A 15,965-nucleotide genomic window follows, 5' to 3' on the forward strand; every position below is an offset into this window, starting at 1 on the left:
GAGGCGGCATTAAAATAGCCATGCCTCCAAATGGTTCGGCATCGATAGCTGGCTACTGGCGCGGCTCATGGAACGGACACCCATTGAACTTTGCCCTGAACTCTGCCGAGTGCTGATATGTGTCCTTGCGGACGCGGTTGATCCCGCCGAGGGGCTGATGGTCTGCGAGGCCGGTCCAGACGCTAAACCGCATCTCTTCATCGACCTTCTGCACCTTCGTATCGCTCCAGCTATCCTGGGGCATGGAGGTCACAATGGCGACGGTCACGAACGGCGCTTCATCTTCCGTCCACTCCACGGTCGGGTCTTCGATCGGCTGCGCATCAACGTCACGACAGAGTTGCACCTGGAATTCCCATTCCCCATGAGTATCCTGCATCTCCGCCTGGACGGTCTCGCGGATTGCGTCCTCACGAACGCTGACATCGATTTCCGTTCCGTTCCGCTTCGTCAAATCGGGCGAGACTGGTTTCAGCCGGAACTTGGCGATGTAGTCACCGTAGCGGAACGGGGTAACGCTGAAATATGTCTCGCCAAGCGGATCGACATTCGGTGCGCCGCCGAGTGACTGAATGGTCGAGCTGGAAATGCCGACGGCCTCGAGGCCTTTGTTGACGGTTTGAAGCACGCTCGACAACACAGCCTTGGTACCTTCCATTTTGTCCGTCGTCCGCGCAAGAAGCTTGAGGCTGGAGAGAAACTTCTCGGGATTGGGTGCCTGGAATACCGGGCCATTCACCATCACGAAGTCCTGCGTATCGCCGTTTGCGTCCGGCAAACGCGGCCCCTCGACACCAACGACCTTGATGGCCAAACCACGCGGAAGAGCGATAGCGTCGGGCAGGATGTCGCCAGCGTTTGTGGAGAGACGCATATAGACCGGATATTCACCGGCTTTGGCGAACAGGCCCTGAGCGAGTTCGGCTGGCAAACCATCTCTGACGATCATCGTTGCTTCGAGAATTCCATGTGCCTTGGCATGCACGGAGCGCACCGCATGGCCGTAGTCTCCGGCGGTCTTTTCGAGGATGATGTCGAACTGGTTGATAAGAGCGGAGACAGTCTCCTGTTCTCCCGGTTTGACTGTTTCGAGGTCGGGGGAATAACGGACAGGCGTGGGGGCTGTCATATGTCGCTCCTTTAAAAACCAAAGAACGCCACGGATGGGGGATGGTTCCAGCAATCCTGGGCTTCGAAGTTTCAGTCAACGCGATCATTCGCATCTGAAATTTCTACGGCGGGCCACACCTTGGAGGGACCACTTGGTGCGCTAGACGCTGGGCTCGACGGCGTTTGGAGTGATACCAGAGGTCGACTTGCGTTGTTTCCCGCGCTCAATTCATCACATTTGTCGTTCTTTAATGAGCTGGAAATCATATTAAATTGATCAACTGTTTTAGCTACAGCGGCTGAATGCTGCTGCGTTGCCATAGCCAAACTTTGTCACCACGGGAGATCTTTTGAAGACATGAATATCGTCGCGATCAAATCCCCGGATTCGCGCCTCAGTTTGCCGTGCAGTATGTCATGATCGTCTGACCATCCCATGAGGTCGAAGGACACGGTTTCGTTTGGGTCGATATTGCCAAGAAAGAAGATGTCCCTTCGCACGGCTGGTTTTCTGCCGGGAAACCAGGCTTCAAGGGCGCGATCTGCAACGGCCTGGAACTCCGCGAAGTAGAAAAGTCCTGCTCCGTTGAACTCCTGCGCCGTGCTGGGGGCAAATCTGAAGGTGCGCAGCGCTTCGGCAGCATCTAAAGGAAGCCCCCAATAGGTCTGAAGCCGCCCATTGCGGATATGCGCCGCATGTTGTGCCAGAAGACTGACTTGGTAAGGTCTCGTTTGCTGCCTGGGGGCAGTCACCCGTGCGATGGAGCGATTGCTCCCCTGGATTGCCCTGTGAACGAAGGCGGAAACCAATTCTATTCTTCCGACGCTCCGGCCCGCGATAGACAGGAGATGGGTCGTCGATGTCTGGGTCCTGGATACTGCCGATATCAGGGATTGGATGGTCAATATATCATTCGCTCGCACGAGCTCGAAGCGAGCGTCTGTCAGTGACGTGGCGCAGATCGCCGCATAGACCTCCTCTCCATCGGCGGTTCGGAAATCGGCATTGTCCATGCTAAGGTCGCGCGCCAGCATCAGCCAATGGCGGTGGCCCAGCTCCTTCATCAACCAGGTTTCCGACAGGCCATGTGGCGTCAGGTGCGGCATGCCGATCAGCAGGTGAGGCTCGAGCGCGCGGTCCATCAGATCGCGGCTCGTGGGTCCATGCGACGGGCAGGAAGGGCGCAATGCGAGGTTCATCGCCTATCCGTTCACCGCTTGCATTTGCGGGCGCTTGGCCTGCTCCAGCTGCCTCGCCAGATGGTCCACCACATATTCGGCATCCTTGCCGACTGCGAGGAACCGGCCGGACCCCCAGGTCCAGAGCCAGGGCAGGCCGAGGACGTAGGCGCCCTCAATGCCGGTGACGCCGCGGCGCTGGATCGGATAGCCGGTGCCATCGAAGATCGGTAATCCGACATAGGACCAATCAGGGGTAAAGCCCGTCGCCCAGATGACCGACGTGACACCTTCGGCCTCAAAGTCCAGCTCGGTCGTTTCACTCTGCGGTTCCCAGAGCGGAGCATAAGGTCCGCCTGCCGGTGCGTGGATGCCTTTTTCCGCGATATGGCGATCAATGAGGGCATTGATGCCGTTATACACCCGGTCAGCGCTGTCGAGATTGTTCTTCAGATTGGTCTCGAACAGCATTTTTCCGGCGGAAACACCGGTCATGCGACCATAAAGGGCCATGCCTTCCAGCGCGAATTTTCGAAGATCGATATCACGCCCGCCATCGCGTCCGGTCAGGTAATGGTTGGTGTCATGCTTCTTTTTCGCCATGCCGTCATGGGCGATGGTGATGTCATATTGCCCGATATCGGCCAGCCAATCGACGACATCGCGGCCCCGGTAGAAGCGGGCGCAGCGCGGTGCATTGCCGGTGATCATATGCACCTTGCGGCCGGCAAGATGCAGGTCCTCGGCAATCTGGCAGCCGGATTGGCCGGACCCGACGACGATGACGCCGCCTGGCGGCAGTTGCGCGGGATTGCGATAATCGGCCGTATGGATTTGTGTGATGCCATCGGGAATGCGTGCTGCGGCACGCGGCACGAAAGGCTGGCTATAGAGGCTGGTGGCGAGAATAACGCTGTCGGCGGTGATGGTGCCCGCCGTCGATTCGATCCGGAACAGGTCTCCCGTTTTCTCCAGCGCGGTCACGCTGGTGCCTTCGAAAACGGGCGCATCGACCTTTTTGACGAAGCGATCAACATAGGCGATAATCTCCTCCTTCACCATGAAACCGTGAGGATCGGCGCCGTCATAGGGATGGTCGGGCAGCTGGCATTGCCAGTTTGGGGTGACCAGACAGAAGGCATCCCAGCGCTCGTCCTTCCATTTGTGGGCGACAGACTTCTTTTCGAAAACCACATGGTCGATACCGTGTTTCCTAAGGTAATGGCTGGCGGACAGGCCAGCCTGGCCGCCGCCCACGACGACGGCGCTGTAATGCGGCTTCAGGGATCGGGTCATCTTATGTCCTTTCACAGGATAAAGGTCTCGCAGCGAACGCGGGCATCGGCGCGCTCGAGGAAGGGGAGGGCGGCGGTTTCGATGCGGGCGAGCTGGTCGTTTGCGGATGAGCAGGCAAATCCGTATTTTGCCTCGACGCGATCACTGGCGATGGTGAGCGCTTTTCGGCTGCGCTCGACAAAATCCGCCACCGGATAACTTTCACCCTCGGTGAAGAACTCGCGGATGATCAGCGAGGGTGAATAACAGGTCTCTTCCTGGCCATCGGGCCAGGTGATGACAAAGCGCATCTCAGGCATGGGCTGCCTCCTTCAAAGTTGCATAGGTGGAAAGATGTGCCTCGGCAACGCGCCGCCAAGTGAAACGGCTGGCAACCTCCAGGCCACGCGGGATGATCAGCTCGCGGATTTCAGGCACCAGCGCCAGGGCCATGGCTTCGGCGATCGAGGCAGAGTGGTGGGGATCGCACCAAAGGGCATCGTCGCCGCTGAGATAGTCGATGAAGGGTGCAATGGATGGCACGATGGCTGGAACGCCGCTGGCCATCGCCTCCAACACGACAAGACCGAACCCTTCCTTCAGCGACGGGAACACCAGCGCATCGGCAAGCCGGTAGAGGTTCGGCATATCATCATCAGACACGGCACCGATAATGTGCACGGCGGCGGCATCATCGCGCAGCGCCCGCAAGTGGGACTGGAACTCCTCCTGATAATCCCGATGATCAAGCAGCGAGACACCGCCAGCGATGACCAGTTGTGCGTCCGGCTTTACGGCCCGCAACTGCCGGAAGGCATCGAGAATGCCAAGCGTATTCTTGCGCGCTTCGATGCCGCCGATGCTGAGAAAGACGGAGCCGGCATGAAGACCGATCCGATCTCGCAGCGCCGTCTGCTCGCCGCTCCAGGCAGGGGCAAAGCGCCTGTTATCGACGCCGTTGCCGACCACGGCTGCGTCCACGCCGTAGCTGTCGCGCAAGATGGCCTGCCACGCGGCACTGACGGCAAGGAAGGCATCGGCCCGTTGGATCGAACGGTCCTGAAGGACCATCAGGCGCGGGTCTTCAAATTGATCGATATGATGGATGGTACGCACGAAACCAGGGATCAGACCATGGTCTTTGAGCGTCGCCAGCGCATTTCCCGAAATGCCATCATGGGCATGGAAGACATCGAAGTCACGATTTTCTGCTTGTTCGAAGTGGCTAATGTAATCGGCAATCCGCTGCTCGACCATGGCTGTCATATTCGCCGGGGCAGGCGGTACGGGAAAGCAGGCCGTGTCACAGGCGGGCGGGCGGAAGAAGCCGGCGCCTTTTGGATCGGGCGCGTGCAGGGTCACGGCATGGCCGAGGGCCGTTAGCGCTTCGGAAAGCTGCATGGCATGCACGACGCCACCACGCGGATTGGTGGAATGCGTGAGCATGGCAATGCGCAGCGGGCTGATCATGTGCAATGCTCCGCTGGCCCGAGTTGCATCAGGGGTGTTACGGCATGGTCACGAATGACGATCCGTTTACTGCCATTGGTGATCGCAACAGCGCTGCCGACAGAGACGGTGCCGATGATCGCAGCGGTGATGTCGCGCGTTTCGAAACGGGTCAGCACGGCAGTGACGTGTTCGGGCGGCACGGACAGCAGATACCCGAAGCTTGGGAAGGTCGCCAACCATCGGTCAAGGCTGACGCCGTCTGGCAGGGGAATAGCTGCCACATCAATGTCGATACCGATGCCGGAGCATTCCGCCAGCATGATTGCCGTGCCGACAATGCCGCCCTGGCTGATGTCCTTGGCGGCCAGCGCAAGCCCGGCTTCGGCAATCTGCGGCAGGATGTCGAGATCGCCGCGCAGCCGCTCGGCAGGCGCGTCGGTGGCCGCTTCCCAGTTGTCGAAGGGTGGGCGATAGCGGCCACGATGATCCACGGCGGCGACCAGAACGTCGCCTGGACGGGCGTCGAAGCTTGTGAGCAGGTGCGTTGCGCGTCCGAGGATGGCGACGGACAATTGGCCCCGGTCGGTGCGAATGTTGGTATGGCCGCCGACAATGGGCACGCCATAGGCCTCTGCGGCGGCCCGCATGCCATCCAGCACCGGGGCGGCACCCGCTTCGCCATCGGCCCAGACAGCATCAACCACGGCGGTTGGCCTGCCGCCCATGGCGACGACGTCGGAGATGTTGACCATGACACCGCACCACCCGGCAAACCAGGGGTCGGCGGCGACGAAGGCATTCATGAACCCTTCGATGGCGAAAAGCAGGTAGCCATCCCCCTCCCGCAGGGCGGCGCAGTCGTCTCCCACCGGAACAGACTTGCCTGTCACGCCGAGCCGCGCGGTGACGCTGCCGATATCGTGTTTTGCTGCGATCCCGCCGCTTGAGCGCAGCTTTTCAGCCAGTGCGTCGAGGTCGATGTCCCTCCTGAAATCGGCCATCGTCATGCCGCCCGTTTGGCCAACGCCACGAAACCTGCCTCCGGCGTGGCGCAGGGCGGATACCAGCTTAGATCCGCCTTCATGCGCAGATGCGGCTTGCCGTAAATCTCGAATTCCTCGACAACATCCCAGTGCAGGCGGCGAAAGAGCAGACCGTTCTGGACCTGCACATTGGCCAGAAACGTATGGCAGCCCATGGCATTGGCGGAGGAGACAGCAAGCCGGATGAGCGTTGCGCCCAGCGCACCGATCTTGCGGAAATCCTCATGCACGGCAAGGCGCGATCCCCACCAGAGGCCCGACTGTTCCTCGTGAATGCGCACCGTGCCGACCAGCCTGTCGGCGGCCACACCCAGCATGGAAAGTGCAACGATGGCGGTGGCGTGGTCATCGATCGCGTCCCGGTCGTCGTTCTCAAAAATCTGCTGTTCGCGGCAGAAGACATCCCGGCGAAGGGCATGAGCCTCGCGACGCTCCCAGGTCGATGTCGCGAACTTCACCTGGAATTCGCTGGTGTGAAAGGGGGAGAAAGGTTCGATCATCATCGGGTCAGCATCCTCTCATAGGTGGAAAGGGCGGAGCAGGCACCGCATTTTCCGCAGCCAGCCTTGATATCGACGGCCTTGAGGCCACTCTCCACGAGCATTTTTGACAGCGGGCCGAGGATTGAATGCATGAAGTCCGGTTTCGGTGCGGGGTGGCTTTCCAGCGGCGTTCCCGAGATCGGCACGAAGGGCACGACGAAGGGATAGACGCCTATCGCCACCAGCCTTTCGCAGATATCGAGGATGGCCTCGCGTGTGTCTCCAAGCCCGGCGAGGATATAGGTGGAGACCTGTCCGCGCCCGAATACCTCGACCGCAGCCTTGAAGGAGCCCATGTATTTTTCGATGCCGACCTGCGCCTTGCCCGGCATGATGCGGGCGCGGATTTCCGGCGTTACGACTTCGAGATGCATGCCGAGCGTATCCACGCCAGCGTCTTTCATCCGGGAAAACCAGATGTCATCTTCCGGTGGCTCGCATTGTGCTTGAATGGGAATGTTGACGGCAGCCTTGATGGCGCGGGCGCTTTCGGCAAGCACTGCGGCTCCCCGGTCGTCGCCTTTCGGTGTGCCTGTTGTCATGACCATATGCTTGACACCGTCCAGTTCCACGGCGGCCTTGGCGACTTCAGCAAGCTGTTCCGGCGTCTTGTGGGCAACAGTGCGGCCAGCCGCCAGCGACTGGCCGATGGCGCAGAACTGACAGGTTTTCGTCCGGCTCTGGTAGCGGATACAGGTCTGTAGGACGGTTGTTGCCAATACGTCGCGACCGTGAAGCACGGCAATCTGCGAATAGGGAATACCGTCCGCCGTTGAGCGCTCGTAAAAGCGCGGGCGCAAGGGGAAGGAGACTTCCCCGATGACATGGCCGTCACGACTGATGCGGCTATTGCCAGCGTCGTCAGGTTTTTCGACAAGGTAAGGACTCTCGAATGCGGGTGCCGTGTGTACCGGCACCATCACCGTCATGCCGTCGATGGTCAGGGCCTTGTGATCGGAAGGGCCTGCACCACCGCGGCGGCTTTCGTGGCCGGCCTTCGGATCAACGAGCCTCGCGCCGAACGACTGCAATTCGTTGATCAGTGTTTCCGTCGAAAGCTGGGGTCTGGTATCCATCGGTATTGCTCCCTGTCGGTGCGGTTTCGAGGAAAGGATGGGCGGCCACCATCGGATGTGCCGGGCGGTCGTCGATGACGAGATGCAGAAGTTCCGGTCGCGCATAGTGGCCCACAGAATCCATCATCCGCTTGCGTTTCAGGATCAGGCTCATGTCCAGGTCGACAATGAGGATGCCTTCGCCCTCGGTAATCGGGGGTGCCAGGTGCTTGCCTTCCGGCGAAATGATCGCCGTCATGCAGCCGCCGCGCAGTGCCTTTTGCAGGCCTTCCTCAGGGGTGATCGACCGGATCTGCTCGTCGGTCAGCCAGCCGGTGGCGTTGACGACGAAACAGCCGCTTTCCAGCGCATGATGGCGGATCGTTACTTCCATCTGGTCGGCAAAGATCGGTCCGACCATGGAGCCGGGGAATTGCGCGACGTGGATTTCCTCATGCTGGGCCATCAGCGCATAGCGGGCGAGGGGATTGTAGTGCTCCCAGCAGGCCAGCGCGCCGATGCGGCCGATTTTGCTATCGACCACTTTGAGGCCGGAGGCGTCGCCCTGGCCCCAGATCATCCGCTCATGGAAGGTCGGCGTGATCTTGCGCCGGTTGAGCACCAGCTCTCCATCCGCGTCAAAAGCCAGTTGGGTATTGTAAAGCGTGCCATGATCTCGTTCGTTGACGCCGAGTGCGACGACAATGCCGTGTTCGCGTGCCGCTGCTGCCACGGCCTCGGTCGTGCTACTCGGAATAGTGACAGCCTCGTCGTAGAGCCGTAGATGCTCGCGGCCCGACAGAACGGGTGGCAGGACGAAGGAAAAATAGGGATACCAGGGAACGAAGGTTTCTGGAAAAACGATGAGCTCCGCGCCTTTGCCAGCCGCCTCGCGGATTGTTTCCAGCACGCGGGCAAGCGTTTTGTCGCGTGAGGTGAGATCCGGCGCGATCTGTGCGGCGGCAGCCCGAACGGCCCTGCTTTTCTCCATGACGAATTCCTTGGCTTGGGGTGAAGGAGGCGGGGCTGTCCCCGCCTTCCAGGCGCGCTGATCAGAGCGCGGAGGTAAGTCAGAGTGTCCAGGTGTCCAGAATGACAGCCCCGGCACGACGGTGGATGAGCATCAGGTCCAGCACATCCAGCGGGCTGATGGGTGTGATGCCGGGGATCAACGCAGGCTCGCCATGGCCGTAGAGCGCCTGGAGGGCAAAACGGCAGGCATAGACCTTGCCGCCCTCTTCCAGAAAGCCCTTGATCTGGTTGTTGAAGTTCAAATGCCCCGGGAAAGCCTCCGAGCCGAGCTTGGGGAAACCCCGCTGGATACCCAGGGTGACGCCGGGACCATAGAGCAATATGGACGTGTCATAGCCCTTGCGCTTAAGGCGTTTGGCCTGAAGCAGATTGACGAGGCCGATAGAGCCTTCAAAAGCAACGGTGTGGAAGGTGATGAGGGCTTTTTCACCTTCATTGGCCTGGATGTCTTCAAAAACTTTTTCTTCGTAGTCAACGAAGAAGTCCCCATCAGCGTGGGCCGGTGCAGTGATTGCGGGCATGAATGGCTCCTGTTTAGAGGTCGGCCCACCTGACGGGCCACGACCATTCAATTGCAAAGCCTATGCCAGATGAGGTTTTGCCTATTATCAAATCAAAATCGAGAAATTTGCGGTCAATTTTCCAGTCAATATGGAGGATGAACTAAGTGTAGTTCCAATATGAAGGCAAATCTCTGCCAAACCCATAGGCGTGACGGTCGGCTTTGAGTGCAGTCAATATACGATCAATTAGCGCTGGCTGATGCGTGAATGTTTCCATTTCCGTTGAAAACCTATTTTCTTGAGTGACAGGCAAGGAAAGCAACAATATACAGTCAATGTTCAATATTGATGAGTTCTCATGAAAACCTGGACTCCCGACCTCTCCCGCAACGACGGCCCGCGTTACCTGGCGATCGCCGACGTTATCGAGATGGATTTGAAAAGCGGCAGGCTTCTGGTGGGCGACAGATTGCCGCCGCAAAGAGACCTTGCCAAACGGCTGGCCATCGATTTTACGACTGTTGCGCGCGGTTATGTCGAGGCGCAAAAGCGCGGACTTGTGGCGACCCATGTCGGACGCGGAACCTTCGTGACAGGCGGCCCTGAAAAGGAACGGCGCGGCTTCGTATCGGAGGCCGCACTGGATGCCCGACGCATGTCGGTGGTCGATTTCTCGATGAACATGCCGCCGGAGCCTGATGATCCCGATCTTCTGGCGCGCATGCAGGAGGGGCTGTCTGCCGTCGCGACGAATATGATCCCACTTCTGCGCTATCAGGGGTTCGGTGGAGCTGGCATGGATAAGGAGGCCGCCGCATCATGGCTCAGCCGCCGTGGCCTGGTTCCCTCCCAGGAACGTATCTTCGTCACACCCGGCGCCCATCCGGCCCTTCTGGCGATTTTCGGACTTCTGGCAAAACCAGGGGAAATGGTGCTCTCCGAGAACATTACCTATCCCGGCATGCGCTCGATTGCAGCCCAGCTCCGCCTTAATCTGACAGGCCTGCCGATGGATGCGGAGGGCATTATCCCCGGCGCATTTGCCGAAATCTGCGAGACTGGCAGGCCTAAGGCGCTGTATCTCAATCCGACGCTTCAGAACCCGATGACCCTCACCATACCCGAAAAGCGACGGGAGGAAATTTGCGCGGTCGCCCGCAAATATCATGTTCCGATCGTCGAGGATGATGCTTATGGGTTCATCCCGCTTCATAGCCCGGCACCGCTTGCCGCGATGGCACCGGATCTCACCTGGCATATTGGCGGATTGGCGAAATGCATCGGTGCGGGCCTGCGGCTTGCTTATGTCGTCGTTCCCGACACCAAGGCAGCCTGGCCCTTTGCCAGCGCCATGCGGGCGGCAAGCGTCATGGCCTCGCCACTCTCAGCTGCTCTTGCCACCCGCTGGATCGAGGATGGGACAGCCGACAGTATCCTGCGCTTCATCCGCACGGAGGCCGCCGCACGCCAGGCGCTCGTTGCCGAAGTGCTACCGGCGGGCAGCTATCAAAGCGATCCCATCAGCTTCAACATCTGGCTACCCTTGACGAATGGGTGGACGCGCTCAACCTTCGGCACGCACATGCGCGCATCCGGCATTGGCGTGGTCGCAAGTGATGCCTTCACTGTCGATGGCGTGGCCGAGGAAGCCGTTCGGGTTTGCCTCGGCGGTCCTATACGCCGGGAGACCCTCAAGGGTGCGCTGGAATTCATGGGCCACGCCCTGGAGGGTTCTCCCCAAATGGCCGGCACCTTCTTCTGAAAATCGCGCCCAAGAAAGTCGCACTCGCGTAAGCCGCGGCAACCGGAATGCCGTTCAGAGCGATTTCATAACAATCACGACTATTTGCACGGCCAAATCACAAAACGGCCTTATGTATTCTGGATCACATGTCCGACATATTTGAGAGCCGATAAGTCGTTATCGGGCTTGCATAGCAAGGGGAATGCAGTTGACCACCCTCGTCGATTTTGCCCCCGGCAATCCAGGAATTCAGGCGCGTTGGACTTCGAGCGCAAAGAGTGGTTTGGGTACTGCGCTTTCGGCGCGGTCTCCCGTGTGGTTCACATTGAGCCATGGGGTGCTGAATGAGGTCTATTATCCCAGAGTGGACAGCGCCTGTATTCGAGATCTTGGGCTGCTCGTTATTGGTCCCGAAGGATATTTTTCCGAGGAAAAGCGCGATTGCACGACATCGACCCACCAGGTCGAAAGCGGCGTACTGGCGTTTGATGTCGTCAACATTTCACGAGATGGCCGCTACCGGATCGAAAAGCAGATCATTTCCGATCCTGCTCGCGCAACGGTTCTTCAGCGCATCACATTCAGGCCTTTGGTCGGTAACATTTCCGATTACAAGGTCTATGCGCTGCTTGCGCCTCATCTTGTCAACGCGGGGATGGATAATTCCGCCTGGATTGGTGAGCAGGACGATACTACACTTCTCTTTGCAAGCGGTCGATCACGCTATCTTGCGCTTGGATCATCACTTCCTTGGGGCGAACGCTCTGCCGGCTTTGCCGGACAGTCCGATGGCTATAGCCAATTGCTGCAAAACGGCAGTCTCGATCCCCAATATCAGCGTGCCGACGATGGCAATACGGCGCTGACGGGTCAAATCCCCTTCACCCAAGATGCGGATACCGCAGTTCTGGCCCTCAGCTTTGGCCAATCGGAAACGGAAGCAGGAGCAAAGGCACTCGCCAGTCTACGGGATGGATTCGATGCCGCTTTCGGCATGTATTGTGCGAACTGGCGCGGGTGGCAGAAAGGCCTCTACGATCTGGATCGCGACACCGCAAAGCCCATCAATATGTACCGCGTCTCGACCGCCGTGCTTGCAGCTCATCGCGCCGCTGATCGGCGTGGAGCCGTTGTTGCCAGCCTGTCCATTCCTTGGGGGGCGAGCAAGGGGGATGATGATCTGGGCGGCTATCACCTTGTCTGGCCTCGCGATCTCGTGGAAAGCGCGGGTGGCTTTCTCGCTGCTGGTGACTGGAAGGAAGCAATTGAAATCCTGGAATATCTGCGCGAGGTTCAGTTGGCGTCCGGTCGTTGGCCGCAGAATCTCTGGCTCGATGGCAAGCCTTATTGGCTTGGCGTGCAGATGGATGAATGCGCTTTTCCTATCCTGCTGGCCGATCTCCTGTATCGAAATGGTCATCTGCCGGACACGCTGCTGACCCGATTCCTCCCGATGATCCGCAAGGCGGCTGGCTATATCATCGCTAATGGGCCGGCCACCAGCCAGGACCGCTGGGAAGAAGATGGCGGCTATAGCCCGTTCACCCTGGCCGTCGAGATTGCCGCATTGCTGGCCGCCGCAGACATTCTGGAGCGTGTTGGCGAGCCGGATGTGGCCCGGCATTTGCGCGAAACCGCAGACTGCTGGAATGAGCAGATTGAAAACTGGACTTATACCAGCGATTCCACCCTTTGCGATGTCGTCGGCGTGGAAGGCTATTACGTCCGTATCGGGGGTCTCGATGTGACCGACGTGGCGACGGGCAGCCAGGGACAGACCATTATCCGCAATAGGGGTGCCGATACGTCGATATTGCCGACCCGTGACGTTATCAGCCCCGACGCCCTGGCGCTTGTTCGCTTTGGGTTGCGGGCCGCTGACGATCCGAGGATACTCGACACGATAAAGGTTATCGACCATCAATTGAAGATTGATCTGCCGCAAGGTCCGCTTTGGTATCGCTACACGGGTGACGGCTATGGCGAACATCCTGATGGCAGCCCGTTCGATGGCATCGGGCAGGGGCGTCCATGGCCCTTGCTGGCGGGCGAGCGCGCACATTACGAGCTGGCGGCTGGCAATCGCGACATGGCCGAACGGCTTTTGGAGACGCTTGAGGCTTCGGCTGGGACAGAGGGGCTTCTGCCCGAGCAGAGCTGGGACGGACCAGATCTCCCCGAGCGCGAGCTGTTCCTGGGCCGCCCGTCAGGCAGTGCCATGCCACTCGTCTGGGCGCATGCGGAATACATCAAGCTGTTGCGTTCGTTGAACGATGGCTCGGTTTTTGACATGCCGCCGCAGACCGTTGAGCGATATGTGAAACATCAGACACCATCAACCCTGCGCATCTGGCGCTTCAACAATCAGATTTCCACCATACCCCACGGCAAGACATTGCGGCTGGAACTGGACGCATCGGCCATGGTGCATTGGAGCGCCACGGACTGGCACGAGGTGACTGACACCAGGACGCGCGAAACCGGTCTGGGGACCCATGTTGTCGATATCGACCTCGCGGACGGCGTGATCGGCCAGGACCTGGTGTTCACCTTCTTCTGGGAGGAGGCCGATCTCTGGGAAAATGCCAATTTCAAAGTCCAGATCATAGCTTAACGTTTGACGGAGATAGACATGCAATTGGGAATGGTCGGCCTCGGTCGTATGGGCGCGAACATGGTGCGGCGGTTGATAAAGGCGGGGCATGAATGTGTCGTCTATGACGTCAATCCGCAAAACGTTGCTTCTCTTGAGGCCGAAGGCGCTGTCGGCGCGGCGAGCTACGCCGATTTTCTCGCCAAATTGGCGACGCCCCGTGCTGTCTGGCTGATGCTGCCAGCCGCTATCACGGGAAAGATAGCCCGCGACCTGGCTGGCGAAATGACGAGCGGTGATATTCTGATCGATGGTGGAAACTCCTATTACCGCGACGCGGTCGATCTGGGAACCGAACTTGGTTCGCAAGGTATCTCCTTCGTTGACGTCGGCACCAGCGGCGGGGTTTGGGGGATCGATCGTGGCTATAGCCTGATGATCGGCGGTGAGAAGAACGCGGCGCAGCATCTTGACCCTATCTTTGCGGCCCTTGCTCCCGGAAAAGACGGTACAGGGGCCACGGGCGGCACGGCAGACACCGGAACGGAAGGTTATCTGCATTGTGGGCCGCCCGGTGCCGGTCACTTCGTCAAGATGGTCCATAATGGTATCGAATATGGCATCATGGCCGCCTATGCCGAAGGGCTGAACATCCTGAAGGCTGCTGATGCAGGCAGCGAGGCGCGTGACGCCGATGCCGAAACCGCGCCATTGCGGGATCCGCAATATTATCGTTTTGACCTTGATCTGGTGGCTGTGACGGAAGTCTGGCGCCATGGCAGTGTCATTGGCTCTTGGTTGCTTGATCTTACAGCATCCGCGTTGAAGCAGGATCCGCAATTGTCACAGTATGGTGGTCGCGTGTCGGATTCCGGCGAAGGCCGTTGGACATTGCAGGCGGCGGTCGAAACCGGAGTGCCTGCTCCGGTCCTGTCTTCTGCCTTGTTCGGACGCTTCGCGTCGCGTGACAACGATGAATTTGCCAACAAGCTGCTTTCCGCCATGCGGCATGCCTTTGGCGGTCATGTGGAGAAGCCGGAGAGCACGTCATGATACAAGGCAGATCCGATGCCCTCGTGGTGTTTGGCGTGACCGGTGATCTCGCCCATAAGATGATCCTGCCGTCACTTTACCAGATGGTGCGACGAGGCCAGTTGAACGAGCCGGTCATCGGTGTGGCGCTCGACGACTGGGATATTGACCGTCTGGCAGCCCGCGCCCGCGACGGTATCAGCAAGCAGTTCGGCACGGTTGACGAGGCCGTTTTTGCCAGGCTGAAGGGATTGCTGCGCTATGTCAGTGGCGACTACAAAAGTCCGGCCACCTTTGATCGGCTGCGCGAGGCGCTTGGCCCCGCAACGCACCCGCTTTACTATCTGGCCATCCCGCCTTCGCTTTTCGAGACAGTCATCAAGGCATCGAAGGCGGCTGGCCTTGCTGAGAACGCCCGGCTGATGGTGGAAAAGCCCTTCGGGCGGGATCTTGCCTCTGCTCAGGCACTGGATGGTGTCCTGCATTCCGTGTTCGAGGAGGACGCGGTGTTCCGCATCGACCATTTTCTGGGCAAGGAAGCGGTGCAGAACTTGATCTATTTCCGCTTTGCCAACGCTTTTCTGGAACCGGTGTGGAACCGCACCCACGTCGAAAGCGTGCAGATCACCATGGCTGAGGATTTTGGAATTGCTGGCCGTGGCAAGTTCTATGACGAGGTTGGATGCATTCGTGACGTCATCCAGAACCACCTGATCAATATTCTCCTGCTGTTGACGATTGAACCGCCTGTCAACAACGGTTCTGATGAACTTAGTGACGAAAAGGTCCAGGTTCTCCGGGCCATTCGCCCGCTCTCGACGCATGACCTCGTCAGGGGACAGTTCCAGGGCTATCACGACGAACCGGGTGTTGCGCCCGGCTCACCTGTCGAGACATTTGCCGCTGTGCGCCTGTTCGTGGATACGTGGCGATGGAAGGATGTGCCCTTTTTTATCAGAGCCGGCAAGCACCTGCCGGTCCGTGCGACAGAAGTTGTCGTGCGGTTTCGCCGCCCGCCCGTTGCTCTTTTCGACGAAGTTACCGCAGCCGAAGCCAATTATTTGCGGTTCCGTGTTGGACCGCAGGTGGCAATCGGCATCGGTACGCGCCGTAAAGCGCCGGGCGAGGGGATGGTCGGTGAAAGCGTTGAACTCGGTGCGCTCGACGATACGACCGACGACATGATGCCCTACGAGCGGTTGATCGGCGATGCCCTGAACGGCAGGCGCCAGCTCTTCACCCGGCAGGACGCGGCTGAGCTGGCCTGGCGCGTGGTGGATCCTGTGCTTGATCTTAAGGAACAGCCAGCCGCCTATCTGCCCGGTACCTGGGGGCCTGCCGATGTCATGAAGGATTTCGCTCCTCCGGGTGGCTGGGTCGATCCGCAACCATAAAGGAGACATCT

At 59.2% G+C, this 15,965-nt stretch carries 14 protein-coding genes; 4 read left to right on the forward strand and 10 right to left on the reverse strand.

Going from position 1 to position 15,965, the window contains the following annotated elements; all coding sequences use genetic code 11:
• Positions 1-52 precede the first annotated feature (52 nt).
• From IEI95_RS09500 to IEI95_RS09545, 10 genes are all read right to left on the reverse strand, one after another.
• Positions 53-1,129 (reverse strand): catalase family protein, encoded by a 1,077-nt coding sequence (locus IEI95_RS09500; protein ID WP_194416349.1) that lies wholly within the window; start codon positions 1,127-1,129, stop codon positions 53-55.
• A 314-nt stretch (positions 1,130-1,443) separates the two neighbouring features.
• Entirely contained in the window at positions 1,444-2,310 is an 867-nt protein-coding gene (locus IEI95_RS09505; RefSeq protein ID WP_234894740.1) for a Pnap_2097 family protein, read from the reverse strand.
• Between the two features lie 3 nt (positions 2,311-2,313).
• Positions 2,314-3,585, reverse strand: a complete 1,272-nt coding sequence (locus tag IEI95_RS09510; RefSeq protein ID WP_194416350.1) for an MSMEG_0569 family flavin-dependent oxidoreductase — start codon at positions 3,583-3,585, stop codon at positions 2,314-2,316.
• Positions 3,586-3,596: 11 nt separating this feature from the next.
• Positions 3,597-3,884 carry an MSMEG_0570 family nitrogen starvation response protein gene (locus IEI95_RS09515; RefSeq protein ID WP_041699865.1) on the reverse strand — a complete coding sequence of 96 codons (288 nt, stop codon included), beginning with the start codon at positions 3,882-3,884 and terminating at the stop codon, positions 3,597-3,599.
• Positions 3,877-5,034 carry an MSMEG_0565 family glycosyltransferase gene (locus tag IEI95_RS09520; protein ID WP_194416351.1) on the reverse strand — a complete coding sequence of 386 codons (1,158 nt, stop codon included), beginning with the start codon at positions 5,032-5,034 and terminating at the stop codon, positions 3,877-3,879. Before IEI95_RS09520 ends, IEI95_RS09515 begins: the two co-directional genes overlap by 8 nt.
• Positions 5,031-6,017, reverse strand: coding sequence for a sll0787 family AIR synthase-like protein (locus tag IEI95_RS09525; RefSeq protein ID WP_194416352.1), 987 nt, complete (start codon positions 6,015-6,017; stop codon positions 5,031-5,033). The genes IEI95_RS09520 and IEI95_RS09525 overlap by 4 nt, the downstream gene beginning before the upstream one ends.
• Positions 6,018-6,019: 2 nt before the next feature.
• A complete protein-coding gene (locus IEI95_RS09530; protein ID WP_156534317.1) occupies positions 6,020-6,562 on the reverse strand; it encodes an MSMEG_0567/Sll0786 family nitrogen starvation N-acetyltransferase in 543 nt (180 codons plus the stop codon).
• On the reverse strand, positions 6,559-7,677 hold the full coding sequence (locus IEI95_RS09535; RefSeq protein WP_194416353.1) for an MSMEG_0568 family radical SAM protein: 1,119 nt from the start codon (positions 7,675-7,677) through the stop codon (positions 6,559-6,561). The genes IEI95_RS09530 and IEI95_RS09535 overlap by 4 nt, the downstream gene beginning before the upstream one ends.
• Entirely contained in the window at positions 7,604-8,647 is a 1,044-nt protein-coding gene (locus IEI95_RS09540; protein ID WP_194416354.1) for a Nit6803 family nitrilase, read from the reverse strand. The genes IEI95_RS09535 and IEI95_RS09540 overlap by 74 nt, the downstream gene beginning before the upstream one ends.
• A gap of 79 nt (positions 8,648-8,726) precedes the next feature.
• A complete protein-coding gene (locus IEI95_RS09545; protein ID WP_015918620.1) occupies positions 8,727-9,209 on the reverse strand; it encodes an MSMEG_0572/Sll0783 family nitrogen starvation response protein in 483 nt (160 codons plus the stop codon).
• 340 nt (positions 9,210-9,549) lie between these two features.
• On the opposite strand from IEI95_RS09545, the gene IEI95_RS09550 reads away from it, so the two are divergent.
• The 4 genes from IEI95_RS09550 to zwf all read left to right on the forward strand — a co-directional run bounded on the left by IEI95_RS09550 (position 9,550) and on the right by zwf (position 15,954).
• On the forward strand, positions 9,550-10,953 hold the full coding sequence (locus IEI95_RS09550) for an aminotransferase-like domain-containing protein (RefSeq protein WP_194416355.1): 1,404 nt from the start codon (positions 9,550-9,552) through the stop codon (positions 10,951-10,953).
• A gap of 184 nt (positions 10,954-11,137) precedes the next feature.
• Complete coding sequence (locus IEI95_RS09555; RefSeq protein WP_194416356.1) at positions 11,138-13,549, forward strand: glucan 1,4-alpha-glucosidase; 2,412 nt, start codon at positions 11,138-11,140, stop codon at positions 13,547-13,549.
• A gap of 18 nt (positions 13,550-13,567) precedes the next feature.
• Positions 13,568-14,581 carry a phosphogluconate dehydrogenase (NAD(+)-dependent, decarboxylating) gene (gene gnd, locus IEI95_RS09560; RefSeq protein ID WP_194416357.1) on the forward strand — a complete coding sequence of 338 codons (1,014 nt, stop codon included), beginning with the start codon at positions 13,568-13,570 and terminating at the stop codon, positions 14,579-14,581.
• Positions 14,578-15,954, forward strand: coding sequence for a glucose-6-phosphate dehydrogenase (gene zwf, locus IEI95_RS09565; protein ID WP_156534305.1), 1,377 nt, complete (start codon positions 14,578-14,580; stop codon positions 15,952-15,954). Before gnd ends, zwf begins: the two co-directional genes overlap by 4 nt.
• Positions 15,955-15,965 lie beyond the last annotated feature (11 nt).

Source organism: Agrobacterium vitis (genome assembly GCF_014926405.1).
Taxonomy (GTDB): Bacteria; Pseudomonadota; Alphaproteobacteria; order Rhizobiales; family Rhizobiaceae; genus Allorhizobium; species Allorhizobium vitis_H.